The sequence below is a fragment of the Sphingopyxis italica genome, assembly GCF_011926545.1.
Lineage (GTDB): Bacteria > Pseudomonadota > Alphaproteobacteria > Sphingomonadales > Sphingomonadaceae > Sphingopyxis > Sphingopyxis italica.
On record NZ_JAATIT010000001.1, the window covers coordinates 578,834 to 604,154 of the forward strand.

The 25,321-nt window shown below is 65.8% G+C and carries 23 protein-coding genes and 1 tRNA gene; 14 read left to right on the forward strand and 10 right to left on the reverse strand.

All coding sequences use genetic code 11. The features are described 5' to 3' along the window. The first annotated feature begins 92 nt into the window (after positions 1 to 92). From GGR90_RS02445 to GGR90_RS02465, 5 genes are all read left to right on the forward strand, one after another. Positions 93 to 659, forward strand: coding sequence for an RNA polymerase sigma factor (locus GGR90_RS02445; protein ID WP_167919151.1), 567 nt, complete (start codon positions 93 to 95; stop codon positions 657 to 659). Beyond that, positions 649 to 1,626, forward strand: a complete 978-nt coding sequence (locus GGR90_RS02450; RefSeq protein WP_167919153.1) for a FecR family protein — start codon at positions 649 to 651, stop codon at positions 1,624 to 1,626. Before GGR90_RS02445 ends, GGR90_RS02450 begins: the two co-directional genes overlap by 11 nt. Further along, positions 1,613 to 3,973, forward strand: coding sequence for a TonB-dependent receptor domain-containing protein (locus GGR90_RS02455; protein ID WP_167919155.1), 2,361 nt, complete (start codon positions 1,613 to 1,615; stop codon positions 3,971 to 3,973). The genes GGR90_RS02450 and GGR90_RS02455 overlap by 14 nt, the downstream gene beginning before the upstream one ends. A gap of 115 nt (positions 3,974 to 4,088) precedes the next feature. Continuing rightward, a complete protein-coding gene (locus GGR90_RS02460; RefSeq protein ID WP_245198372.1) occupies positions 4,089 to 5,324 on the forward strand; it encodes a MipA/OmpV family protein in 1,236 nt (411 codons plus the stop codon). Between the two features lie 99 nt (positions 5,325 to 5,423). Further along, positions 5,424 to 6,719, forward strand: coding sequence for a glycoside hydrolase family 1 protein (locus tag GGR90_RS02465; RefSeq protein ID WP_167919158.1), 1,296 nt, complete (start codon positions 5,424 to 5,426; stop codon positions 6,717 to 6,719). A gap of 48 nt (positions 6,720 to 6,767) precedes the next feature. On the opposite strand, the gene GGR90_RS02470 is transcribed toward GGR90_RS02465, so the two are convergent. The 4 genes from GGR90_RS02470 to GGR90_RS02485 form a co-directional block, all read right to left on the reverse strand. Then, positions 6,768 to 8,891: a beta-N-acetylhexosaminidase gene (locus GGR90_RS02470; protein ID WP_167919160.1), complete on the reverse strand. Its 2,124-nt coding sequence runs from the start codon at positions 8,889 to 8,891 to the stop codon at positions 6,768 to 6,770. A gap of 13 nt (positions 8,892 to 8,904) precedes the next feature. Further along, a complete protein-coding gene (locus GGR90_RS02475) occupies positions 8,905 to 10,446 on the reverse strand; it encodes a carboxylesterase/lipase family protein (protein ID WP_167919162.1) in 1,542 nt (513 codons plus the stop codon). Between the two features lie 17 nt (positions 10,447 to 10,463). Continuing rightward, positions 10,464 to 12,629 carry a beta-glucosidase gene (locus tag GGR90_RS02480; RefSeq protein WP_209023538.1) on the reverse strand — a complete coding sequence of 722 codons (2,166 nt, stop codon included), beginning with the start codon at positions 12,627 to 12,629 and terminating at the stop codon, positions 10,464 to 10,466. Between the two features lie 93 nt (positions 12,630 to 12,722). Next, positions 12,723 to 13,355, reverse strand: a complete 633-nt coding sequence (locus GGR90_RS02485) for a TetR/AcrR family transcriptional regulator (RefSeq protein ID WP_167919166.1) — start codon at positions 13,353 to 13,355, stop codon at positions 12,723 to 12,725. Between the two features lie 147 nt (positions 13,356 to 13,502). Between GGR90_RS02485 and GGR90_RS02490 the strand changes: the two genes are divergently transcribed. Further along, positions 13,503 to 14,351 (forward strand): sugar phosphate isomerase/epimerase family protein, encoded by an 849-nt coding sequence (locus tag GGR90_RS02490; RefSeq protein ID WP_167919168.1) that lies wholly within the window; start codon positions 13,503 to 13,505, stop codon positions 14,349 to 14,351. A gap of 61 nt (positions 14,352 to 14,412) precedes the next feature. After that, entirely contained in the window at positions 14,413 to 14,715 is a 303-nt protein-coding gene (locus GGR90_RS19370) for a sulfatase-like hydrolase/transferase (RefSeq protein WP_245198459.1), read from the forward strand. A 254-nt stretch (positions 14,716 to 14,969) separates the two neighbouring features. On the opposite strand, the gene GGR90_RS02500 is transcribed toward GGR90_RS19370, so the two are convergent. Further along, complete coding sequence (locus GGR90_RS02500) at positions 14,970 to 15,812, reverse strand: SGNH/GDSL hydrolase family protein (RefSeq protein WP_167919170.1); 843 nt, start codon at positions 15,810 to 15,812, stop codon at positions 14,970 to 14,972. Positions 15,813 to 15,943: 131 nt separating this feature from the next. Here GGR90_RS02500 and GGR90_RS02505 point away from each other — a divergent pair, with 131 nt between their 5' ends. Next, positions 15,944 to 18,214, forward strand: a complete 2,271-nt coding sequence (locus tag GGR90_RS02505; protein WP_167919172.1) for a TonB-dependent receptor — start codon at positions 15,944 to 15,946, stop codon at positions 18,212 to 18,214. Positions 18,215 to 18,504: 290 nt separating this feature from the next. Here the strand turns inward: GGR90_RS02505 and GGR90_RS19735 are convergent, their stop codons facing one another. Both GGR90_RS19735 and GGR90_RS02520 read right to left on the reverse strand, forming a co-directional pair. Continuing rightward, a complete protein-coding gene (locus GGR90_RS19735; protein WP_425337875.1) occupies positions 18,505 to 19,062 on the reverse strand; it encodes a hypothetical protein in 558 nt (185 codons plus the stop codon). A 122-nt stretch (positions 19,063 to 19,184) separates the two neighbouring features. Then, positions 19,185 to 19,261: transfer RNA gene (locus tag GGR90_RS02520), tRNA-Arg, on the reverse strand. Between the two features lie 69 nt (positions 19,262 to 19,330). Here GGR90_RS02520 and GGR90_RS02525 point away from each other — a divergent pair. Then, positions 19,331 to 20,107, forward strand: coding sequence for a queuosine precursor transporter (locus GGR90_RS02525; protein WP_167919178.1), 777 nt, complete (start codon positions 19,331 to 19,333; stop codon positions 20,105 to 20,107). A gap of 3 nt (positions 20,108 to 20,110) precedes the next feature. Continuing rightward, complete coding sequence (locus tag GGR90_RS02530) at positions 20,111 to 20,512, forward strand: hypothetical protein (RefSeq protein WP_167919180.1); 402 nt, start codon at positions 20,111 to 20,113, stop codon at positions 20,510 to 20,512. Here the strand turns inward: GGR90_RS02530 and purQ are convergent. Next, the gene (gene purQ, locus GGR90_RS02535; protein WP_167919182.1) at positions 20,474 to 21,139 is read right to left on the reverse strand and encodes a phosphoribosylformylglycinamidine synthase subunit PurQ; all 666 of its coding nucleotides are present in this window, start codon (positions 21,137 to 21,139) and stop codon (positions 20,474 to 20,476) included. The two genes, GGR90_RS02530 and purQ, sit on opposite strands and share 39 nt — an antisense overlap. A 13-nt stretch (positions 21,140 to 21,152) precedes the next feature. After that, entirely contained in the window at positions 21,153 to 21,383 is a 231-nt protein-coding gene (purS, locus tag GGR90_RS02540) for a phosphoribosylformylglycinamidine synthase subunit PurS (RefSeq protein ID WP_037555366.1), read from the reverse strand. A 193-nt stretch (positions 21,384 to 21,576) separates the two neighbouring features. Between purS and GGR90_RS02545 the strand changes: the two genes are divergently transcribed. From GGR90_RS02545 to GGR90_RS02555, 3 genes are all read left to right on the forward strand, one after another. Continuing rightward, entirely contained in the window at positions 21,577 to 21,750 is a 174-nt protein-coding gene (locus GGR90_RS02545; protein ID WP_081933078.1) for a (2Fe-2S)-binding protein, read from the forward strand. 101 nt (positions 21,751 to 21,851) lie between these two features. After that, on the forward strand, positions 21,852 to 22,334 hold the full coding sequence (gene bfr / locus GGR90_RS02550) for a bacterioferritin (RefSeq protein ID WP_167919184.1): 483 nt from the start codon (positions 21,852 to 21,854) through the stop codon (positions 22,332 to 22,334). A gap of 302 nt (positions 22,335 to 22,636) precedes the next feature. Next, the gene (locus tag GGR90_RS02555) at positions 22,637 to 23,056 is read left to right on the forward strand and encodes an addiction module antidote protein (protein ID WP_167919186.1); all 420 of its coding nucleotides are present in this window, start codon (positions 22,637 to 22,639) and stop codon (positions 23,054 to 23,056) included. 41 nt (positions 23,057 to 23,097) lie between these two features. On the opposite strand, the gene GGR90_RS02560 is transcribed toward GGR90_RS02555, so the two are convergent. Then, the gene (locus GGR90_RS02560) at positions 23,098 to 23,469 is read right to left on the reverse strand and encodes a hypothetical protein (protein ID WP_167919188.1); all 372 of its coding nucleotides are present in this window, start codon (positions 23,467 to 23,469) and stop codon (positions 23,098 to 23,100) included. Between the two features lie 243 nt (positions 23,470 to 23,712). Between GGR90_RS02560 and GGR90_RS02565 the strand changes: the two genes are divergently transcribed. Next, a complete protein-coding gene (locus GGR90_RS02565) occupies positions 23,713 to 25,308 on the forward strand; it encodes an ABC-F family ATP-binding cassette domain-containing protein (protein WP_167919190.1) in 1,596 nt (531 codons plus the stop codon). Positions 25,309 to 25,321: the final 13 nt, after the last annotated feature.

The following is a 25,321-nucleotide window of genomic DNA, read 5'->3' on the forward strand; positions in this document are numbered from 1 at the left end:
GTCGCGGTTGACGACAGGTCATAAACGCTTGGGCGGGAGTTTATCGAACGCCCCGCGGCCGCTCGCCCGGTCGCTATGGAACGGGGACGAAGATGCGTGACGGCGGGCTTGTCCAGTTGCTCGATGAATTGCGGCCCGCACTCTTGCGCTTCCTCATCGCGCGCGGGGCGCGGCCCGACGAAGCCGAAGACATTCTGCAGGATGTTCAGGTCAAATTGCTCGCCGAACGGATCGGACCCGTCGCACAGCAGCGCGCCTATCTCTATAGCATGACCAACAACCAGTTCCTCATGCACCGCCGGACCACCGGACGCCGTGCGCGCCGCGAGGAAGACTGGGCCGACGTCAACGGCGGCGGAAGCCGGGAAGCCGACGAACGGCCGTCGATCGAAACGGAGCTCATCGCCAAAGAGCAACTCGCAGCGCTTCAGCGCGTCATCGATGCGTTGCCCGCGCGGAGCCGGTTCATCTTCAAACGTTTCCGGATCGACGGTGAGCCGCAGCGCCGGATCGCGGAGGAATTGCAGATCAGCGTGAGCGCCGTCGAGAAGCACCTCGCGCGCGTCTATGATGCGATCACCTCGGCGCGGCAACGCTGGGATGAGGATCGTCTCGATCGGCGGCATCTCGAGGGGGAGAGAAACCGCCATGTCACTTGATACTCCAGATCGCGTCCGGGCGCGCGCCATCGAATGGCATATCAGGCTGCGCGACGGCGATGACGCCACCTGGGAGGCCTTTGCCGAGTGGATCGCCGCCGACCCGCGCCACGCCTCGGCCTATGACCAGGTCGAAGCGGCCGACCACGCGCTCGATCCGCTGCTGCCCGAAGTGGTCGTTCGGGAAGCCGCCAACGATATGGACGAAACCGAACAGGGCGACGAGGGGGGCTACGCGCCACCGCCGCGCCGTTGGCGCCGGGGTTTGGCGGGCGGTGCGATCGCGGCATCGATCGCCGCCGTCCTGCTGCTGGTGCAGGGGTCGGACTCGAGCCGCTATCAGGTCACGACCGCGCCCGGCGAACGGCAGGTCATCACGCTCGATGCGTCGACCAGGGTCACCCTCAACGGCGGCACGCGCATGACCTTCGACCGCAAAGATCCGCGCTATGCCTCGCTGGCCTCGGGCGAAGCCTATTTCCAGGTCCGTCACGACGCGGCGAATCCCTTCCGCGTCGAGGTCGGCGGCAATATCGTCGAGGATGCCGGGACGATTTTCAACGTCGTGCGCGAGGATGACGAGGTTCGCGTCGCGGTCGCCGAAGGCAAGGTCGTCTACAATCCGGGATCGCGCGCAGTGGCACTCGATGCCGGACAGGCGCTCGTGGACCGGCGCGGCGCCACGCGGGTGAGCCGGGTGCCGGCCGCGGTGGTCGGATCCTGGAAGACGGGCACGCTCGTGTACGACGCGGCGCCGCTCGCGCGCGTCGCCGCGGATCTCAGCCGCGTGCTCGACGAACCCGTCGCTTCCGCGCCTTCGGTCGCCGGCAGGCCCTTTACGGGCACGATCACCCTCGACGGCAGCGGCTCCGCGCAATTCGCGCGGCTCGGCGCGGCGCTTGGCGTCGCCATCGAAAAGCGCGAGGGACGATGGATCATGGGGCCGGCGGGCAGTGCCCGGCCGTAGCTGGGCTGCCGCCGCCGCCGCGCTTGTCGCCCTTGCCGCCGCGCCGCCGGCCGAGGCGCGATCGTTCGACATCGCGCCGGGTCCGCTCGGCGAAGTGATCGCGGCGATCGGCGTGCAGGCGCGGATCACCATCGCGATACTCGATCCCGAACTCGCATCGCACCGTTCGCCCGGAGTCAAAGGCGATGTTTCGGTTCGCGCCGCGCTCGACCGGGCGTTGCGCGGGACGGGAGCGGAGGCCGTCTTCTACGACCGCGCGACCGTTCGCATCATTCGTTCCAGGCCGCGGCCGAAGCCGTCGCCACGCCCGAAGCCGCGGCCGCCCAAGCTCCCCGCCACCGAGGCGCCGCCCGTCGAGATCATCGTCTCCGCGACCAAACAGACGATGCACCTCGACAATTTTCCGGGTACGGCGAAGATTATCGACCTCGAAGCCGGACGGCTTGCGCGAAAGGCGGGCGATGGCACCGCCGCCATCGCGGCTCTTCAGCCGACGCTGACCACGACCAATCTCGGCCGCGGCCGCAACAAACTTTTTGTGCGCGGCATTGCCGACAGCAGTTTCAACGGGCCCACGCAAGCGACCGTGGGCCAGTATCTCGGGGACGTCCGGCTTACCTACAATGCGCCCGACCCCGACCTCAACCTGTACGACCTCGAACGGGTCGAGATTCTCGCCGGCCCCCAGGGTACGCTTTACGGGGCCGGCTCGATCGGGGGAATCGTACGGCTCGTTCCGAACACCCCCGACAGCACCGCCGCTTATGCCTCGGCATCGGCCGGGCTGAGCGCGACGCGCTTCGGCGGCATCGGCGGCGACGCGGCCGCCATGGCGAACCTGCCCATCCTGAAAGGGCAAGCGGCCGTGCGTCTCGTCGTGCATGGCGGCCGCGATGCGGGCTATATCGACGACCCGTCGCGCGGCCTTCGCGACATCAACAGCGGCCGGAATTTCGGACAGCGCCTCCTCGTTCGCATCGACGACATCGCTGGTTGGACGATCGATCTCGGCGGTGTCCATCATCGCGTCGAGACCGACGACGGCCAATATCTGATCCGCGGGCAGCCGCCGCTGACGCGAAGCAACCCGATCGCGCAACCTTTCGGCAGCCGTTTCCAGCTGGCTTATCTGACCGCACGGCGGCCGATCGGCGCGACCGAGCTGGTTTCGACAAGCTCGGTCGTCTGGCAGGATATGGAATCGGCTTTCGACGCGACCGGTTCGGACGGTACGAGCGCGCCCCTTCTTTTCCGGGAACGCAACGACATCACCTTCTGGTCGCACGAAACGCGGCTCGCGGGCGGGGGCACGCGGATGCCATGGGTGGCGGGGCTGGCGGGCGTCTATAATATCAACCGCCTCACGCGCTCGCTCGGACCGCCCGACGCGCCGCGGCAAATCACCGGGGTCCGCAACCGGCAGCTCGACCTCTCGCTCTATGGACAGGCGACCCTGCCCCTTACGCGGTCGCTCGACCTGATGATGGGCGGGCGGTTCGCCCTGGGCAACGGCGGCGGTCGCCTGCTGGGCGAAAATGCGGACGAGTCCTCGCTCTCCTCCAAGACGCATTTCAAATTTTCGGCGACGGTCGCGCTGGACTGGCGTCTCAGCCCGTCGCTCTCGCTCTATTCCAATTATCAGGAGGGATTTCGGGCGGGCGGGCTCGCCATCGCGCCTGCGGGATCCGCCACCGACAGCCAGGAATTCGTAAGCGACGAATTGTCGCAGATCGAGATCGGCGCGCGCTGGCGGGACAAGGACCGTGACGGTTTCTCGGCCCGCGCCGCCATCTTCAGGGTCGACTGGAACAATATCCAGGCCGACCTCGTCGATACGGCCGGCCTGCCCTATACCGCCAATATCGGCAATGGCCTCGTCTATGGCCTCGATGGCGAACTCAATTGGCGCGTTTCGAAGGCGCTGGCGCTGACCGTCTCCGCATTCCTCAACGAAAGCTATCTCTACGACGCGCCGGCCGAGTTCGCGAATCCCGACCGCAACACGCTTCCCAACATCCCCACCGATGGCGTGCGGCTCGGCGCCGAATGGCGCCTGCCGCTCGGACGCGGGATCGACCTCTCGGGCGACGCTTCGCTCCGTTATGTCGGCCGATCGAACCTTGGCGCGGGCCCCTCGCTCGACGTCACGCAGGGCGATTATTATGTCGGCGATGTCGGCGCTCGCCTGGACTTTTCGCGGTTCGGCCTGTCGCTCGATATCAGCAATATCGCCGACACGCGTGCCAACACCTTCGCTTTCGGCAATCCCTTTGGCCTGGCGCGCGAAGACCAGATCACGCCCCTGCGGCCGCGAACCGTGCGCCTCGGGATCGATACCCGCTTCTGATTGCGCGCCGCGCGGCGGAATATGCGCATCTTTCGGCGCCGCCTATCCGGCATTTCATTTTTCTGGTGAGGACCGGCCAAGGTCTCGGCGTCTCATGGGTGAAAGGAGCCCATGGATGACCGACGAGTTGACGCGACTGGAAAAGCAGGTGGTTGCTTTGGCCCTTCGCGACCCGCTGTCGAGCCTGACGCCGCAACGCCGCCTGTCCGCATGGCTGTTCGGCGGCCAGATGCTGTCGCTGCCGCTCGCCAATCCGCGCCTCGAGGCGCTGCGCCGATACGTCGTCCTCAGCCGGTCCTTCGGCGCCATCCCACCGGCCGGCGAATGCGATCGCCTCGCCGATATGGGGTTTGAGCGGGCGAAGAGGGACGCGATCGACGCGCTGCTCGCCCCGTACCGCACGCCGAAAGGCCTTCGGGCCCATGTCGGCCATTTCTTCCGGCGCATTGCCAGAAGCCGGGCGTCGGCCCTCTCCCCTCCCTCCCAAGGACCGACGCCCGGAACCGCCCATCACTCCCTCACCAACAGCCAAGCGAAGGAAAATATGGCTTATCTCACCTCTCCCCGATCGCGCCTCGGCATATGGGCCGCGCTACTGCCGATCGCCGCGACGCCAACCGCCGTTTGCGCGCAAGCCGAACCGGCCACCCAAGGTCCGCCGGACGGGTATGACGACGGCGATCACATCGTCATCGGGGTGGGCGGGGTCTATGCGCCCGCCTATCAGGGCGCCGACGATTACCGGTTCCAGCCCCTTCCCATGATCGACGTGAAATGGGGCCGCTTCTTCGCCAACTTCCAGGACGGCATCGGCGCCAATCTGATCGAGACCGAAGCCGTCACCGTCGGCGTCGGCCTGACCATGGCCGACGGCTATCGCCGCAAGGACGCGCCGCCGGGCATCGGCAAGCTGTCGGCCGGCCTTGGCGGGCGCGGGTTCGTCAAGCTTCGCCAGGCGGGTTTCGAGGCGACGCTGGGCGCGACCAAGATCATCACCGGCAACACCGAAGGCGTCGTCGCGGACGCCAGCCTCGCCTATCCGATCATAGTGAGCGAGAAGCTGATGCTGATGCCGTCGATCGGCACCCGCTGGGCGAACGCCAAGCATAACAATCGTTATTTCGGCGTGACCGCGCAGCAATCGGCGGCGTCGGGTCTGGCGCAATATCGGGCCGGCAGCGGGCTGGTCGACGCGAAGGCCGAGCTCGGCATCGTCTATCGCCTGACCGATCGCATCGGCGTGATGGCGATCGGCGGCCTATCGTCGCTGCTCGGCGACGCAAAGGACAGCCCGATCGTCTATCACAAGACGCGTCCGCACGGGATCTTCGCAATCACCTATAGCTTCTGAGGCGCATGTGGAGGCGAGAAGCCGTCGCCTCTCTTTTTCCTTGCCCCCCAACGGCAGCAATTCTATTTACGGTCAGAACTGATTGTAAATGGAGGGTGTATGGAACGGCGTGATTTTCTGGGCATCGCAGGCGGCGCAGCCAGCGCCTTGCTGGTCGCAGGCCCCGCAACGGCCGCAGCCGGCAAAAAACGCGCGGGGTTCCTCTGGGGCACAGCCGGCGCCGCATATCAAGTCGAAGGCGCGAATGTCGCAAGCGACCTGTGGGTGATGGAACACATCCCCATCCCCATCTTCACCGACAAGTCGGGCGACGCCTGCGACGTCTATCATCGCTTCGACGAGGATATCGCGCTTGCCGCATCGCTGGGTTTCAACACGCATCGCTTCGGCATCGAATGGTCCCGGATCGAACCCGAGCGCGGGCAGATTTCCGAAGCCGGCCTCGCCTATTACCGGCGCGTCCTCGAATCCTGCGAGCGCCGCAAGATGAAGGCGGTCGTCACGCTCAGCCATTTCACCGTCCCACGCTGGGTTGCCGCGAGCGGCGGCTTCACCGATCCAGCGAATGTCGAGGCCTTTGCCGCCCACTGCGCGCGCATCGTCAAAAGCATGGGGGAGAAGATCCACCTCGCGATCACCTTCAACGAACCCAATCTCGCCACCGTGGTCCGCTGGAGCGGACTGTCCGAGAAATATCGCCCCTATATCGAGGCGGCGCAGAAGGCGGCGGGCATTGCGCAAAATGCGCCGAACTGGTCGAGCCCGATGCTCGCGGGCGAGCGCCAATATGACGGCATCGTCGCGGCGCACACCAAGGCGGCCGAGGCGATGCGTGCCGCCGGAGCAAGCTTCCCGATCGGCCTGTCGCTGGCCATTCCCGCCGATACCGCGGCGGGGGGCGACGACCGCGGCCTAAAGCGCAAACAGGGCGAGATGCTCGACCGCTGGCTTGCCGCGCCGGGGGACTTCATCGGCATCCAGACCTATACCGGGGGCGAGGTGGGACCCGACGCCGATGTTCCGCCGCCGCCGGGCGCCGAAGTCACGCAAATGGGCTATGCTTTCACTCCCGGGGCGATCGAAGGCGCGATCCGGCTGGTCGCCAGCCGCACGGGCCGGCCGCTTTATGTGACCGAGAATGGCGTCGCGACCGAGGATGACACACGCCGCATCGCCTATATCGAAGGCGCCGTGGCCGGTGTCGAGCGCTGCCTCGCCGACGGCATCGACCTGCGCGGCTACATCCACTGGTCTCTGCTCGACAATTGGGAATGGGTCGCGGGTTATCGCCCCAGGTTCGGACTCGTTGCCGTCGAGCCCAAGACGTTCCGGCGTATCCCCAAGCCGTCGGCCCGCTTTCTCGGCAAAATCGCCAAGCGCGGCGGCTTGGCCTGAGCGAGAGGGCGCGGCGTCGGCACAAAGCCGGTGCCGCGATCGCTCCGCTTATTTGGCCGCGGCTTCCACCAGCGTCCGGACGCCCGGCCCGATCTTCACGATCAGATCGGCGGCGGGTTGCGGGCGCAGGAAGGAATCGAACGGCCGCCACGATGCCGCTTCTTCCTTTTCCAGTCGTGCCAGCAGTTCCTCGGCGTTCTGCACCTGCGCGGCCGACAGCGGCTTCCCCGCCTCCAAAGCGTCGAGCGCATCGAGGCCCGCTGCCGCGACGGCGGCGATCAGCACCGCGGTCGGGCGCGCCGGCTCCAGCATCGGATTTTCGGTCGCGATCGCGCCGAAGCGTGCTTCATTGCCGCGCCAGTCGTTCATCTGCGCCTTGAGTGGCGCGCCGAGCGCGCGTTCGCCGGCGACGTAGCGTTTCGCCTCGTCCGCAAAACGCCGCGCGACGAGGCTGTCGACCGGCGCGGTATCAGCGAGCGCGTTCAAGGGCTGGACGATGCGCTGGCCCGCGAGCATCGCCTTGATCCGGTGATCATGCGCCATGTTACGCACGGGGCCGGTGATCGCGAGCAGGTCGGTCACGGCTCCATTGTCGCCCGGCGCGATGCGTGCGGCGATCCGCTGCCGGTTGGCTTGGTCGTCGAGCCCGCTGACCGCTAGCTGGGCGGACACGATCGCGAGTCGGCGATACATATCCCGCGCATCGGTGACGCTCGCGGGCGACCAGAAGCGTTCGGCGAGCGCTGCCGCGCGGGGCCAGAGATAATGGTCGATCAGCTCGTCGGCCGCGATCTCGCCCCAGAGCGGCGCCTCCGCCCCGATCAGCAATTTTTCCTGTTCGGCCGACAGCGGCTCATGCGGAAAGTCGATCAGCGCGTCGGTGACTAAATTCGCGAGCAGCGGACTGAGACCGCGCAGCGCCTTCGCATGTTCGGGCGTCAGGCCCGCGGCGGCGGTCGCCGCGGGATCGATGCCATAATGATAGTCGGCGGGCATCAGCAGGTTGAGATAATAGCCCGCCGACATGATCGTCCGGTGCCCCTTCGCGGTCGCGTCCGCCATCGCGTTCGACGTCTGCCAGGCCTGAACGATACTGTCCTTCGAAAGCCCCGCCCCCGCGACTTCCTCCCACCCGATGACCGTCTTGCCCAGCCGGCGCACGATGCCCGCCGCGCGGCGCAGGAAAAACGCCTCGACCGCCTTGCTGTCGGCGAGGTTTTCGCGAGTCATCAGCGCTTTCACATCCTCCGCGTCGGCCCAGACGGTCTTGCTGACCTCGTCCCCGCCGATGTGGAAATGCGGGTCGGGAAACAGCGGCGCCATCTCGCCGAACAGGCGTTCAAGAAAGCGATAGGTCTTCTCCGACGCCGGATTGAGCGCGACCTCGGGCTGACCCAGGAACATCGTCTTGGAGAAGGTGCCGACTTCGGGATACGCGGTGACGATCGCGCGGCTGTGCCCGGGCACGTCGAACTCGGGAACGACGCGGACGCCGCGATCGGCCGCATAAGCGACGATGTCGCGGATCTCGGACTGGCGATAATATTCGCCGTCGGCGTTGAGCTTCGGGTAGCGCAGGCTTTCGACGCGAAAGCCCTGATCGTCTGACAGGTGGAGATGGAGCGTATTGAGCTTGAGCCGCTCCATCGCGTCGATCTGCCGCTTGAGCGTCGCGACCGAGATGAAATGGCGCGCCGGATCGAGCATGACGCCACGCCAGGCGAAGCGCGGCGCGTCGTTGATCGTCTGGTGCGGGATGGCGATGCCCGACGGCGAAAGCCCGGCGAGTTGCCGCAAGGTCGCATAGGCGCGGAGCACACCGGTGGGTCCGTCGGCGTCGATGGCAATAGCTTCATTCCCCACCGTCAGGCGATAGGCCTCTCCGCTATCGACACCGCCTTTCGGCGACCGACAGATCGCGCGCACGGAGACGGGCTTTGCGGGATCGAAGATCAGGCCCGTCTGCCGCAGGACATCCCCGCCGAGCCGCGCGGCCGCGCGATCGAGCGCCGCCGCGTTGCCGCAACCCGTCCATTCGGCCTTCATCGGCCCTTCGACACGCAGCGTATCGGTGCCGTTCGGGACCACCGATACGGGCAGCGGCATCAACGCGGGCGCCGCATAGGCCGGGAATGCAGCCAGCGCGGCCGCTGCCATCCCGAAAATCTTCATGGCTGCATTCCTCCTATTGCACGGCTTTGGCATGGGCCTCGGTGACGTCGAGGCGCGCTTTCCACGGGTCGGCCTTGGTGACCACACGGCCATCGAGCTGAAACTCCAGCAGCGGATCGTCGGTAGTCGTAACCGGGGTCCATGCGGGCAGGTCGGCGCCGTTGGGATTGCCCGTCCGGGCGAAGTTCACCCAATAGCGGTGCATCGTCGATGCGACCGCCGCGTCGGTCGCGGTGACCTTGTCGCCAAGGAGCGCGCCCAGCCTGTCGAACGCATAGACGACTTCGCTCGAATGTTCGGCGCCCCTGATCGGCTTCCCACGTTGCGTTTCGGCGACATAGGAAAAGCGAAACAGCCAGGCCGGCGCGCCGTTCGCCGCGGCCGTGCGCGCGGCGAACCGCGCGGGCTCGATCATCGTCCGGTCGCGGCCGATCATGCCGTTGACCTCGTCGAGCGTTGCCGTGCCGGCGGGGTCATAGGCAGCGCGCGCCTCGGCCGCCAGCGGACCGAAGGCGGCAAAGGCGGCATCCTTGTCCGGCGCGCGGTTGAGGCCGAGATCGGCCTCGTCGGCGCCGACGATGATCGGCAGAGCCGCGGCAGCCTTCAACGCTGCGGCAGGCTGCGCCGTGACGATGCGGCCATCGACGATCGGCCCCGAGAAACGGCTGCGCTCGCCCAGAAACAACATACCGAGCGCGGTCAGATTGCCCGCGACCTTTTCCGCCGGCAGCGCGCGGAGCTTTTCGAGCGCCGCCGCGTCGCTCCCGCCGACACCGACGCTGGTTGCAAAGGCAAGGCCGATCTTCTCGGCCGAAGGATGTGCCTCGGTATCCGCGGACAGCATCTGCGCGCCGAGCAATTGCGTGCGTCCGCCGCCGGACTGGGCGATCACCCGCTGGAACAGCCCCCGCGCAAGCGGCGAGGCGGCGAGCGCGAGCACCGATTCCCCGCCCGCCGACGCGCCCATGATCGTGACATTGTCGGGATCGCCGCCGAAGGCCGCGATATTGCGCTTCACCCATTGCAGCGCCGCGATCTGGTCGAGATAGCCATAATTGCCCTTGGGCTCGTCCGGATGTTCAGCCGACAGCGCCGGGTGCGCAAAGAAGCCGAAGCGGCCGAGCCGGTAATTGGGCGCGACGAAGATCACCCCGTCGCGCGCAAAGGCGGCTCCCGATGCCTCGGCGGGAACATTCGATCCCGACACGAAGGCGCCGCCGTGGATCCACACGATCACCGGCCGCTTGTCATCCGTCGCCCCGGCAGGGCGCCAGACGTTGAGATACAGGCAGTCTTCCGAAGGGTCGTGCGCCGTATCGGCGACGGGACGCATGCAATCATGCCCGAAGCGGGACGCATCGTGCACGCCCTGCCAAGGCGTGGCGGGCTGCGGCGGCCGCCAGCGCAACTCTCCCACGGGCGGCGCGGCAAAGGGAACACCCTTAAAGACCTCGGCCCCCTCTTCGGCGATTCCCCGCACACGGCCCTCGGCAGTCGCGACTTGCTGGGCGGCGACGGGGGCCGCGACCGCCGCCAGCAGCAGAACGGCCGTCATCGACCAACGACGCACCGTCAGCGTTTCCTGTTTTCGGTCGCGGCGGTCAGCATCGCGCTTCCGGTCAACACCGGCTCGCCCGCCGACTTGCCGACGAAGAAGCGATATTCACCGCGCGGCCGTTCCCATCGCTTGGCGGTCGCATCATATGAGAAGAGAAGCCAGGGATCGGCCTCGATCGTCACCTCGCGGCTCTCGCCGGGTTTGAGGCTGACCTTCGCCCAGCCGGCCAGCCGATGCGTGCGGCCCGGGGGCGCGACATAGAGCTGCGCAACCTCGGTGCCTTCCCGCGCGCCCCTGTTGGTGATGCGCGCCTTGACGCTCAGGCCTTTGCCGCCGCGAAACTCGAGGTCTCCGTAACCGAAATTCGTATAGGTCAGCCCGTAACCGAACGGAAAAAGCGGCTTCGCGCCGGTCCGCTCGAACCAGCGATAGCCGATGTCGCTCCCTTCGACATAGTCGATCGGGAAGGGATCATAGTGGACGCCGATCCCGAGCGGACGCTGCTTCGCCGGATCGTAACCGGCGACCGTCTTTTGCGGAAGCTGATCGGCGCTCGCCGGAAAGCTGATCGGCAACCGGCCCTGCGGCGCGCTCTTTCCTGTCAGGATCGCAGCCATCGCCTCACCCCCGCGCTGGCCCGGGAACCAAGCCTCGAGCACCGCGCCGACTCTGTCCAGCCAGGGCATGGCGACCGGATTGCCGGTCTGAAGAACGACGACCGTTTTGGGATTGGCTGCGGCGACCGTGCCGATCAGCGCATCCTGGTCATAAGGCAGCGAGAAATCGGCATGATCGATGCCCTCCATCTCGGGCTTGACCGCGTAGACGACGACGAGGTCGGCCTTCTTCGCCGCTTCGGCGGCGCGCGCGGCGTCGCTGCCATCGTCGAAGCGGATCGCGGTGCCCGGCAACGCGGCCTGCAGCGCCTTCAGCGGCGAAGAGAGGCCATAGCTCGGCGCTAGCAGCGCCGAGAGCGGATTCGCGCCGGGCGCGTCGCGATAAACGCCGCCCCAGGGGATGACCTGCGACGAACCGCCGCCGATCGGCACCCCCTTGTCGGCGTGGCGACCAATGACCGCGATCGACTTCGCCGTCGCCGCAAGTGGAAGGATGCCGTCATTCTTGAGCAACACCATGCCCGCCTCGGCCATCGCCTGCGCACGCGCGCTGTGCGCCTCGCGGTCGATCGCGCCGCCCGGCGCCGCGCGATGGTCGAGCGCGCCGACGCGGACCATCGATCGCACGATGCGCAGCGCCATGTCGCGCACCCGCGCCGGCGCGATCTCGCCGGCCTTTACAGCGGCGGGGAGCCCGGCGAAAAAATCCTTGTCCTGCGGCGACTGCTGGTCGAGCCCGGCGTCGATCGACGGCTTGAGGCTGTGCACCGCGCCCCAATCGGACATGACCCAGCCCGCATATTGCCAGTCGCCTTTCAGCACCTCGCGCATCAGAAATTCATTTTCGCACGCGTAGGTGCCGCCCACCTTATTGTATGCGCACATGATCGAGGCGGGCTTGCCGCGCTTGATGCCGATCTCGAAGGCGAGCAGGTCGGATTCGCGCAGCGCCGCCTCGTCGATCCGCGCGTTATAGACGAAGCGGCCGCTCTCCTGCGGGTTCAGCGTATAATGCTTGATGGTCGAGGCGACGTGGCGATCCTGGATACCCGCGATCTGCTCGCCGACGAGGATGCCCGCGAGCAACGGATCCTCGCCGAGATATTCGAAATTGCGGCCGTTTCGCAGCTCGCGCGCAAGATTGACGCCGCCGGCGAGCATCACGTTGATGCCCTTCGCAAAGGCCTCTGCACCAATCAGCCGTCCCGCCTCGCGCGCCATCGCGGGGTCGAAAGTCGCGGCCAGTGACAGCGTCGCGGGGAGCGCCGTCGATTCCTGACCGGGGCGCAGATAGCCGATGTCGGCGACTCCAAGGCTGGCATCGCCAAGATGGAGCGCCGGGAAGCCGACACGATCCACCGCGGGCACGAAACCGGCGGTGCCGATCGCGCCCTCGGGCTTCGGCTGGCGCATCGCTTCGGGGATGAAGGACGGGAGCGGAATGCCGAGGTCGAGCAGGCTGCCGCCCGACATCGATTTCGTCAGCGATATCTGTTCGTCGAGCGTCATCGCATCGACGATCGCCACGGCGCGCTCTTCCGCCGCTTTTGTTTGTTCGGTCATTTCGTTCGCCTGTTTGGCCGTCGCCGGCGTGGCAATAATCGTGGCAACCGCCAGAATGGCGGTGGACATGGTGCGTCCCATTTCCCTCTCCCGTTATTTGGTTTTTTCAGGCCCTACCGACAGGATTCCCGTTTCGAGCCCCGCCTCCATCAACCGCCTGAGCAGCTTTACCGAATCGCGGATGCTGCCGGGTGCGGGCGCAAGAACCTGTGCGACGGAAAGGCCGCGGATCGCCCATACGACGAGCCGCATCAATGCCATCGCGCCGCGCGACTCGCCCGGTGCGGCAAGGCGTGTGAAATCCAGCGCTTCCGTTTCGATCCGCGTCTGGACCGGTGCCAGTTTCTCGCAAAGCTGGGGGTCGCTGCGCGAACCCTGCAATATCTCGAGCACCGCGACGCCCGATGGTCGGCTGAGGACGTCCCACGCCATATCGGGATAAGCGAGCAACCGCTGCTTCGGATCATCAATGCCTTCGAGATATTCGCGGTAGTGCCGCACTTCCTGTTCGAAGACCGCTTCGACCACAAAGGTCATCAAATCGGCCTTGGTCGGAAACTGGTGCAGCATCGCGCCCCGGCTGACGCCCGCATTTTCGGCCACCAGCATTGTCGATGCCGCAGCATAGCCATGCTCGTGCAATGCTTCGATCGCCGCCGTCAGCAACGCTTCCCGCGTGCCCGCACTTCTCTCCGCCTGCGTTCGCCGGCGTACCTTCTCGGCCATCCATCCACTCCACATTTACAAGCAGTGTTGACCGTAACATATGGCGGCGATAGGAACATGGCAAGCGGAAAGGAAGAGGATCGAGCCATGGTGACGATTGCGCGACGCACATTCCTGGCGGCAGGAGCAGCGAGTCTGGCGCTACCCATGAAGAGCCGCGCGCGCGCGCCGCAGCCGGCGATCGGCGTCCAGCTCTATATGGCGCGCGAGTTGCTCGCGAAGGATTTCGACGGAACGATCGCGGCGATCGCGAAGACCGGTTTGCGCCATGTCGAGTTCGCCGGTTTTTATGATCGCGATGGCGCCGCGATCCGCCGGACGCTCGCCGACAATGGCCTGATAGCCGTCGGCGCGCATGCCGTGCGCGCGGATATGGACGACAGCGAAATCGACCGCACGATCGAGCAGTGCGCCGTCATCGGCATGCCTCATGTCGTCGCCCCGGTGCCGCTCGTGCCGGCATATTGCGCGCTCGTGGGGAAGTCCGACAATGTGTTCCGCGACGCCATCGCCGCGCTGACGCGCGACGACTTCCTGCGAACCGCGGACCGGTTCAACCGGATCGGCGAGAAGGTGAAGGCGGCGGGGATGCGCTTTGCCTATCACACCCACGGTCTCGATTTCCTCCGCTTCGAAGGGCGTTATGCGTTCGACGACATGACCGAACGCTGCGATCCGGCGCTGGTCGCGTTCGAACTCGATGCCGGCAATATGATCGCCGCTGGCGTCGATCCCATTCCCTATTTTCGCATGCTCGGCAGCCGCGTGACGCTCGCCCACATCAAGGACTGGCGATCGCCCCTCGAGCCGGCGGTCGATCGCATTCCGCCGACCGCGCCGATCGGCAAAGGCGTTGTCGATTTTCCGGCGATCATGGCCGCGATGGCAGCGGCGGGCGTTCGCCATGCCTTCATCGAGGAAGAGGACACTCCGGCCGAGCAGGTGATCGCGGCGATCGGCTCGGCGTACCGCTATCTGTCGCAATTGCCCGCATGAGCCGCAAGGAAATGGACATGGATTTTAGCCGGCGATCGACGCGCTGGCCGCCAAGGGGCTGCTGTTCCGCAACCTCTATTCGAACGCCCCGGTCTGCGCGCCATCGCGCTTCTCCATCCTTACCGGCGTCTATCCCGAAAGCTGCGCACCGGCCCATCATATGCGAGCGCAAGCCCGGATCGCCTCGCTCTTCCGCACCTATCCCGAGCTGCAGCGCGCCGCGGGCTATTTTTGTCTCAACGCCGGCAAGACCGATTATAATTGTGACGTCGACCCCGAAGGCATTTGGAACCTTCAGGGCCCCGAAAGCCCATTGGCGCCATGCCCCGTCCGGACGGCCCTTCATGGCGGCATTCAACTATGAAACGACTCATGAATCGAGGCTCTTCAAGCCGGTTTCCGGCCGGGTAAAGCCGGGCCGGATGGACGAGCGGACCGACTTGATCCGCACGGTGACCGATGGCCGCTGGCGCTATATCCGTGATTATATGCCGCACCGGCCCTGGGGCCAGCACCAGGCCTTCGCATGGCGCGCGAAAGGCTATCAGGCGTGGGAAAGCGCATGGCTCGCCAGCGATCTTCAGCTTGCGGAAACTCTGGTAGGGACTTGCCGCCCCACTATCGAACCGCGGCCAGCGCGCGTTCGGCGACCGGCCGCATCACGGCATAGCCCGCCGCGGTCGGGTGGACGCCATCTTCGGCATGGATCTTTGCCAACCCATGACTGCCGTCATCGAGCACCGCATAATAATCGGCGAAGACGAGCTTCTTTTCCGCGGCCAGTTGGCGAAGCCGCGCGTTCAGCGCGGCGATCGGTTCGATCGGTGCGATTTCGGGCCGCCAGTTGAACTGCCGCGCCGGAAGCACCGATCCGATCACCACCGCGATGCCATGCGCTTCGGCGAGATCGACCATCGTGCGGATATTGGCGTCGATCCGGTCGAGCGAAGTGGCCCCGATATTACCGGCGATGTCGTTGGTGCCCGCCATGATGTGGACGACCCGCGGCTTGAGATCGATCGCGTCGGCGCGAAACCGCGCGAGCATCTGCGTCGTCGTCTGGCCGCTGATCCCGCGATCGATGCGGTCGCCGGTGAAGAAATCCGGCTGCTCGGCCAGCCACAATTCGGTGATCGAATCGCCGATGAAGACGACCCGGTCCGGCGTCGCGGGCGGTAGGTCGCGATTCGCGGCGGCGTAGCGGCACAGGCCGGCAAAGTCGGCGAGGAGCAAATCCTGCTGCCATTTCGTATAGATAGCCGTGCCTTCCGCGGAACGCGGCGGCAGCGGCTCGCCCGCCGCCAGCGCGGCCTTGGCGCGCGTCAGATAGTCGACGACGATCGCGGGCATCGGCGGAAGGCTCCCACAGGGATCGGCGACGATACCGGCGCGGGGTGGCGGTTCAGCCGCCGCCAGCGGCAATGCGCCAAGCGCCAAGGGCAAGAAAATAAACGATTTCATCGGCCACCTCCCAAAATACTGCCCGCCATCCTAACGCTCCGATAGCAACTTACAAGCGGTCTTGACTGCTTTTATGTTACGAGACTATCTAGCGGCACCGGCGCCGTGAGCGCCTTGTTGGGGAGGTTATCATGGTTCGATTCGGCGCTCGGCGCATATTGCTCGCTTCGGTTGCTGCGATGGCGCTGCCGGCGATGCCCGTGTTCGCGCAGGACGCCGAGCCCGGCGCGGTGGCCACCGGCGACGAGATCATCGTCACCGCGACGCGGCGCGAAGCGCGCCTGCAAGACGTGCCGTTGTCGGTGACCGCGGTCTCGGGCGAAAGCCTTGCGCAGTCGGGATTGAAGGAAGTCAGCGACATCCAGTATCTCGCCCCGAACATCACCTTCTCCGCGACCAATCCCGTGTCGAACGGCGGCGGCTACCAGATCCGCGGCGTCGGCACCCAGACATATGACAGCGGCGTCGAGCAGACCGTCGGCCTCGTCATCGACGGCGTCGTCATCGGCCTGTCGCGCGATCCGGGTTCGACCGGCTTTGCCGACATCGAGCGTATAGAGGTGCTGCGCGGTCCGCAGGGGACGCTGTTCGGCAAGAATTCGAGCGCGGGCGTGATCCAGGTCGTGACGAAGAAGCCGCGGATGGACGACGCCTCCTTCTCGCTCGATCTCAAATATGGCGAGCGCAACGACCGCGTTGTGCAAGCGAGCGCCAATGTTCCGCTGGGCCAGGCTCTTGCCCTGCGCGTATCGGGCTATAGCAACGGGCAGGACGGGGCGATCCCCTATGTGCTGACCCCGTCGCGCGCGGTGGGCGACCGCCGGAACAACGGCGTCCGCGCCAAGCTGTTGTGGGAACCGTCGGACAATCTCTCCTTTCTGTTGGCGGGCGAGTATCAGACCGCCTTCGCGCGCGATGGCCAGATCATCCAGTCGCTCGGAACCAGCGCCCTGTTCAATTCGCAGTTCGCCGGCTTTGCCGAGCAGCCCGGCCCGAACGTCTACAAAAGCTATATGGATGGCGACTGGACCGCGGACACCTCGCTCTATGCGGGCTCGCTCGAAATCAACGCGGGCATCGGCGATCACACGCTGACCTCGATCACCGCATATCGCAAGCTCGAGACGCTGCAGTTGTCCGACATCGACGCGTCGCCCGCGAATGTCTTCAACAACAGCGACGGCGGTGTCGACAGCAATCAGTTCACGCAGGAACTTCGCCTCACCTCGCCCGGCGGAAACCGTCTCGAATATGTGCTGGGCCTCTATTACTACCGGACCGAGAACAGCGGATATGCCGTCCAGTACGGCAATTATTACGGGCTGTTCGGTGCGCCCGTCGTCGTCGGCGGCGGGCGGCGCGACGCGACGAACAAGGTGCGCAGCCTCGCCGCTTTCGGCAATCTCACCTTCGCGCTGACCGACGCGTTCAAGCTCATCGGCGGGCTCCGCTATACCAATGATCGCAACCACGGGACGCTCGTCGTCTCGCCATTGCCCTTCCCGGCCGTTCCGCTGGGGATGTTGCCGGATTACGACGGCACGGTGAAGGCCGACAATGTGTCGGGCAAGGTCGGAGTGCAGTTCGAGCCCAGCCGCGATTTCATGCTCTATGCGACCTATTCGACGGGCTTCAAGGGCCCGGCGATCGACGGCACGGCCGGCATCATTCGTGAGGTTCGCCCCGAAACGGTGAAAAGCTGGGAGATCGGCCTCAAGAGCAGCTTCCTCGACGGCAAGGGGACGTTCAACATTGCCGCCTATTGGTCGAACTACCGCGACTTTCAGGCGCAGACCTTCGACATCACGACAACGCCGCCCGCTTTTTACCTGTCGAACGCCGGGCTCCTGCGCGCACGCGGGGTCGAAGTCGAAACCGGCTTCCGCGTGACACCGGCGCTGCGTCTGTCGGCCAGCGGAGCCTATAACGACGCGACCTTCCGCGAGTATGACGGACAATGCTACCCGGGCCAGCCGATATCGCCGGTGGTCGGCCAGGGCTGTTACGTCGTTCCCGGCACGACGACCACCGTTGCCAATTATCGGGGTTTTCGCCTCCCCAATGCGCCCAAATGGTCGTATATCCTGCGCGCGGACTACAAGCAGGCGGTCGGCGGCGACATGGCGATCGACGCCGCGGCCAATTGGGCGTGGCGTACGAAGACCCAAGCCGTGATCGGCGATCCGAACGCCGAAATCCCCTCCTATGGCCTGCTTAACGGCACGATCGGGTTCGGCGCCGAGGACGGCAGCTGGCGCGTCGGCATCTATGCGCGCAACCTGCTCGATAAACGCTTTTACGCGCCCTATGCCGCAGGCGTGATCAATCCCGGCGGCTACTCGAAGATCGTGATGCCCGAAGCGTTCCGGACGATCGGCGGCACACTGAGTTTCCGGATCTGAACCTCCCGGCCCTCCGCTCTTTCCGAAGCGCGGAGGGCACAGGCTCAGATTTCGCGCCTGAAACCGCGATCCGATATCATTTTCGTCCCGGGGTTCCGTGACGCTGTCGCCCGAGCATCACGCGCTTTAGCCGTTGATAACGCGGAGCAAGCCGCTTCCCGGTCAAAACCTGGAAAAGCGGGGGTCGGTTCGACCACCAGAAGCAGGAAGCCATATCAACAACCCCGCCGCGACCGTCGCATAGCGTTCCCAGCCGAGCGTACCGATAAATCCGGTCGCGATCGTGACCGTCACGAAAAACTCGGAAGCATTGACCGTGCCGACGACCTGGCGGGGTCCCCCCCCGACGAAGCCGAGGCTGCCGACGAATTTGAGGTCGCGGTAGGTCTGCGGCCGCCGAACACCAGATCGATCAGCGGCTCGCCCGTCATCGCCCTGAGCGGGCGCGCTTGCGCGGGCTGGCTCGCCTCGATCCAGTCGAAGATCGCGCCGGGAACGTCGATCGCGCAGGCGCGCTCGAGCCCCTGAAACCCGGCGCCGAATTCGCCTCGCAGATGCGATCCCCCTCCTCGTCGAACAATATGTCGATCCCGGCGACCTCCAGTTCGAGGGCGTCGGCCGCGCGCACCGCCAGTTCGGCCATCTCGCCCGTCGGGGCGTTCGAGCGAATGCCCCTGATAATGTACCGACCAGTCTTCGAGCGGTGCCGCGACGATGTCGAAGTCGTGCGGTTTCAGGACGAGAAGCTCGATCCCGCGTGCGGCGGCGGCTTTCTGAAAGCGCAGGATTTCGGGCACTTCGGGGAGCGCCGGGTCGAGCTCCCGATGAAATAATATCCAGCCGCGCACGTCGAAACTCCCGGAACTGAATTTCTTATCGCATCAACGAACGTCGGGCGCGACCCCTTCGTTCGGCCGTCATCGCCCATGCAGCCCGCCAAAACCTCGGCTTCGTCCCCAAAACGAAACTATGGCGCGCCCGGCAGGATTCGAACCTGCGGCCACCCGCTTAGAAGGCGGGTGCTCTATCCAGCTGAGCTACGGGCGCGCGGCACGGCTGTGCCGGGCGCGAATAGCGCGGTTTGCGCCCGGCGCAAAGCGCGTTAAGCAGCGGGCGATGACCGAGTCCGCCCAGCCCGCCCCCGTCAATGCCGCCACCGTGCGGCATTTCCGCTATTACGACCTTGTGATGGCGGCCTTCGTGGCGGTGCTGCTGCTCAGCAACATCATCGGCGCATCAAAGCTGTCGATGGTCGGGGGGCTGACGTTCGGCGCGGGTATCCTCTTTTTTCCGATCAGCTATGTGATCGGCGACGTGCTGACCGAGGTCTATGGCTATGCCCGCGCGCGGCGCGTGATCTGGGCCGGGTTCGGCGCGCTCTTGTTCATGGCGGTGATGAGTTGGATCGTGCTCGCGATGCCGCCCGCGCAGGATTGGTGGTGCAGCGGAGCCGAGACGCTGGCGCTGAAATCGGGCGACGCGGCGGGCCCCGGCGCGGTCTGCCAGCAAAGCTATGAAAGCGTGTTCGGCGCCGCCTGGCGCATCGTGCTCGCATCGATGGCGGCTTTCTGGGCGGGCGAGTTCGTCAACTCCTATGTCCTCGCGCGCATGAAGCTCGCGACCGGGGGGCGCCACCTGTGGATGCGCACGATCGGCTCGACGATTTTCGGGCAGGGCGTCGACAGCCTGATCTTCTACCCCATCGCCTTCCTCGGCATCTGGGAAACCGAGCAGGTGTTCCTGGTCCTTGCCACCAACTGGGCGATGAAAGTCGCGTGGGAGGCCGTCTTGACCCCGGCAACCTATGTCGTCGTCGGCGCGTTGAAGCGCCGCGAAGGTGTCGACGTGTTCGACGAAGGCACCGATTTCAACCCCTTTGGTGCCAAAGTATAGTCCATGACGTTGATCGAAATCGCCGCGCTATTCACCGAGCAGAAGACGTGGCTCGTCGCCTCGGCCGGGCTGAGCAAGGACGCGCTGCATATCTATGTCGGGCTCGCGCTGTTCGTGGCGGTACGGCTGGTGTGGCGCTGGCGTGGCGGATGGCTGGCCGCGTGGCTCGCGGTGCTGGCGATGGCGTCGGGCGGCGAATGGCTCGACATGGCGCTCGAGGCCCGGCAATCGACGATCCAGCCCGACGCCGCGCATTGGCACGACATCTGGAACACGATGTTCTGGCCGACGGTTCTGCTCTTGATCGGGCGCTGGCTGCATCCCGGGGGAAAGCCCGCGCCAACCGCATCCGATCGCGGACCGATCCTAGGCGAGAACGCCGAGCGCCGCTTCGAACAGGCGTAGGCCGTCGGTGCCGCCATGCGCGCGGTCGATCGCGCGTTCGGGATGCGGCATCATGCCGAGCACATTGCCAGCGTCATTCAGCACGCCCGCGATGCCCCGCGCCGATCCGTTGACGCCATCGGCATAACGGAAAGCGACGCGCCCCTCGCCCTCGATCCGGTCGAGCGTCGCCGCATCGGCGAAATAATTGCCGTCGTGATGCGCGACGGGAATGTCGATCGTCTCGCCCGCCTGGTAGCCGGCGGTGAACAGCGACTGGCTGTTCTCGACCGTCAGCGGCACGGTGCGGCAGACGAAGTTGAGCCCCGCGTTGCGCATCAGCGCGCCGGGCAGCAGCTGCGCTTCGGTCAGCACCTGAAAGCCGTTGCACACGCCGAGCACCGGAACCCCGCGCCCCGCGGCGTCCGACACCGCGCGCAGGATCGGCGAGCGCGCCGCCATCGCCCCCGAACGGAGATAATCGCCATAGGAAAAGCCGCCGGGGAGCGCGATGAAGTCGACGCCATCGGGCAGCTCACTTTCGCGGTGCCACACCATCGCGGGCGCGCGGCCGGTGACCTGTTCGAGCGCGACCGCCATGTCGCGGTCGCAGTTCGAACCCGGAAAGACGATGACGGCGGTCTTCATGGGCTTGGCTCCTTTACGGACGTTCGATGCGGTAGTTTTCGATCACCGTGTTCGCGAGCAGCTTGGCGCACATCGCGTCGAGATCGGCGTCGCTTGTGCCGTCGGCGACATCGAGTTCGATGAAACGGCCCGCGCGCACGTCCGACACGCCGCCGAAACCCAGTCCCTCGAGCGCATGATGGATCGCCTTGCCCTGCGGGTCGAGCACCCCCGGCTTGAGCGTCACATAGACATTCACTTTCATGGGGCGGACCTTTTGCTTTGGCGGGCGGGAAGATGGGCGCGCCTATGCCCGCGAATCACTTCGGGGGCAAGGGGGGCCAAGGGCCACGGGGATGGCGAAAATGCCGCTGTTCACATTGCGAACCAGTCGCATCTTTCCTGTTGCGAATCCTTCGCACTATCCCTAAATGGATATTGTTGAGAAGGATTCGCACATGGTCGTCTGTGTCTGCAACGCAATAAGGGAAAGCCAGCTGCGCGATGTCGCGCGGAGTGGCCAATTGCGGTGCGCCAAGGCCGCCTATGCGCAATTGGGTCGCAAACCCAAATGCGGACAGTGCCTGTCATTCGCTCGCAATATCATCAGCGACGCCGCCGCGACCGCCTGATTTTTCTTGGTTTTCCGCCATTTTTGACCTTGGCCTGATGGGGCCGCGGCGCCTATAATGCGCCCACTCCATTCCCAAGACGAAATGACAGGATAGACACCATGAAGGGCGACGAAAAAGTCATCGATTTCCTGAACGAGGCGCTCAAGAACGAGCTGACCGCGATCAACCAATATTGGCTGCACTATCGCATGCTCGACAATTGGGGCGTCGCGCGCCTCGCCGCGTTCGAACGCGAAGAGTCGATCGACGAGATGAAGCACGCCGACAAGCTCGCCGACCGCGTCCTCTTCCTCGGCGGCCTGCCCAATTTCCAGCTGCTCGGCCGCCTGCGCGTCGGCGAAACGGTCGAGGAAATCCTCAAGGCCGACCTCGCGGTCGAGGAAGAGGCGATCCCGCTCCTCAAGGACGCGATCGCGCATTGTGAGAGCGTGCGCGACTATGTCAGCCGCGACCTGTTCGCCGACATCCTCGAAAGCGAGGAACATCATGTCGACGAGCTCGAAAAACAGTTCGAGATGATCGAGCGCATGGGCATCGAAAATTACATCCAGCTCCAGTCGAAGCCTGCCGGCGACGATTGATTCGAATCCGTCATCCCGGCGAAGGCGGGGCCGCTGTCGGCACGTTCCAGCACTGCTGGGTAAATCGATAGCGGCCCCCGCCTTCGCGGGGGCGACGTGAATCCGTGGATTCACGTCGTTTTCAGGGGCGCTTTCGGGCGTCTCTTTTTTCGCTTGTATTTGCGAATAATTCTCAATAGCAAGGTGGGGCAGTCCCCTCCTGCCGGCCGCTGCAACTTCAAGCTGCGCTTTAAAGCGGCCGGCATCTTTTTCGAAACTACGGAGGGACGAACGGACTGCATGGGCCGGGAGAGACGAACCTCATGCAAAGCAGCGAGCTGATCCGCCAATTATCCGAACAGCCGCTGGTGCGCGATTTGTCGGTCGAAGCGGCGCAGGCCGTCCTCGCGCTACGCTACTGTATCCTCTGCCGCCGCGGCGAGCGCGACCCGATGCCCGAACTCGAACGCCGCTGGGGCAATATCCTCGCGGCGCGCCGCTATCGGCTGGTGGTCGAGGCGATCGGCCATGTCTGGCCCGAACCCTTCGCCGTCGCCCCGCCCTGCTGCCCGCGCGTCAGCTTCGACGAGGCGCTGCTCGCCGCGATCGTCGGCGCCGCCGCGCGCCGCGACCGTGTCGAGTTCGACTGGCTGACCGCCGAAATGCTCGGCAGCGACGCGCGCGAGATGCTGTTCGTCGCCCTCGAAAATTTCATCCGCGCGCGCGCCCCGCGCCCAGTGTGATCGCCAGTTTTCGGGGCGGAAAGCGAACGGTGTAAACCGCCTTATTGGAAGTGAGTAGGACTGGCCTCATACGCTTCGCGTTCCGGCTTCCACATCTCGTCGGAAAGATTAAACCGCATCCAGTGGTCGAAAGCATCGAATGACACCTCTTCGCGGTGGACAGACCGTTCCTCCGACACCTGCTCCGCAACTTGCCACAGTGCTTGATGGAAAGACCAGTTAGCAAGCTTCCGCCACTCATCGCCCGCAGTCCAAGCACCGACCGGATTGCAAGAAGCTTCTATCGACCGGTAAACGGCTGCCAAAGCCGGATCGGCTTCGAAACAGGGAGTTCCGTCGGTTGGAGTTACGCGAAAGCGACAAGGCCAGCGTTTCCTGGCGTCCTCAAATAGTTTCATTTTGTCGACAACCATGCGCCATATGAACCCGAACGCGTTTCGCCCGCAATCCGGTCTTTCCAGTCTTCGCATAAACGCCGACGCTGACGGAGAGGTCGCTGGCGCGGCGTCGCCCCTCCACCACCACCCCAAAAGGAAAATTTGCACCGGCCCGCCCGCCTCCCTATATTGCTCGCTCAATCTCACCGGAGACTTTCGCCATGAACGACAATCTGAACGCAACGCCGCCCCGCCTTGCCGCCAGGAAAGTCCTTGTTCATGTCTCCCGTTTCTCCCTCGATCACCATCGCCAACCTCGGCTGGTCCACGCCTGACGGCCGCGCCGTCCTTTCGGGCCTCGATCTCCATTTCCAGCGCGAGCGCACCGGCCTGATCGGGCGCAATGGCGTCGGCAAATCGACGCTGCTGCGCCTGCTGACCGGCGAGCTTTCGCCCGCGAGCGGCAGCATCGCGGCGTCCGGCAGCATCGCGATGCTGCGTCAGACGGTGCAGGTCGCGGCGCACGAAAGCATCGCCGACCTGTTCGGCGCGCGCGCCGCGCTCGCGCTGCTGCGCAAGGCCGAAGCCGGCGAGGCGAGCGTCGAGGAAATCGGCGACGCCGACTGGACGCTCGAAGCGCGGATCGACGAGGCGCTCGCGGGGGTCGGCCTGCCGCTTCCCGCCGACACGCCACTCGCGGCGCTTTCGGGCGGCCAGCGCACCCGCGCCGCGCTCGCCGGCGCGATATTCGCCGCGCCCGATTTCCTGTTGCTCGACGAGCCCACCAACAACCTCGACCGCGAGGGCCGCGAAGCCGTGCGCGATCTGCTCGCCGGCTGGCGCGGCGGCGCGATCGTCGTCAGCCACGACCGCGAACTGCTCGAGGAGATGGACGCGATCGTCGAGCTGAGCGGCCTCGGCGCGGCGCGCTACGGCGGCGGCTGGAGCGCCTATCGCGCGCGCAAGGAGGTCGAACAGGCGGCGATCGAAGCCGAACTCGCCGGCGCCGAAAAGGAACTCGGCCGCGTACGGCGCCAGGCGCAAGTCACCGCCGAGCGGCAGGCGCGCCGCGACGCCGGCGGGAGGCGCAAGGCGGCGCGCGGCGACGAGCCCGCGATCCTGCTCGGAACGCTCAAACGCCGCGCCGAGGAAAGCGTCGGCGCGAACCAGCGTCTCGCCGAACGCCAGCGCGCCGACGCCGAGCAGGCGCGCGAAGCGGCGCGCGACAAGATCGAGATCGTCGATCCGCTGTCGGTCGGCCTGCCGTCGACCGGGCTTCCCGCATCACGCACCGTGCTCGCGCTCGACCGCGTCAGCGCGGGCTACGACGCGGATCGGCCGGTCATCGAAGGCCTGTCGCTCACCCTCACCGGTCCCGAGCGCGTCGCGATCACCGGTCCCAATGGTTCGGGCAAATCGACGCTGCTCGCGCTGGTTGCCGGGACGCTCGCGCCCTGGTCGGGCGAGGTGCGCGTCGGCGCTCCGTTCGCGCTGTTCGATCAGCGCGTCGGCCTGCTCGACCCCGCGCACTCGATCGCCGACAATTTTCTAAGCCTCAATCCCGGGACGACGAACAACCAGTGCCGCGCCGCGCTCGCGCGCTTCCGTTTCCGCGCCGACGCCGCCGACCGCATCGCCGGGACATTGAGCGGCGGTCAGATGCTCCGCGCCGGCCTCGCCTGCGTCCTCGGCGCGCCGCACCCGCCGCAATTGCTGATCCTCGACGAGCCCGGCAACCATCTCGACATCGAATCGCTCACCGCCATCGAAACCGGTCTCGCCGCCTATGACGGCGCGCTACTCGTCGTCAGCCACGACCGGGCGTTCCTCGATGCGATCGGGGTGCGGCGGGTGGTGGAGCTGGGCCCGGAATAAGCCAGCACCACGG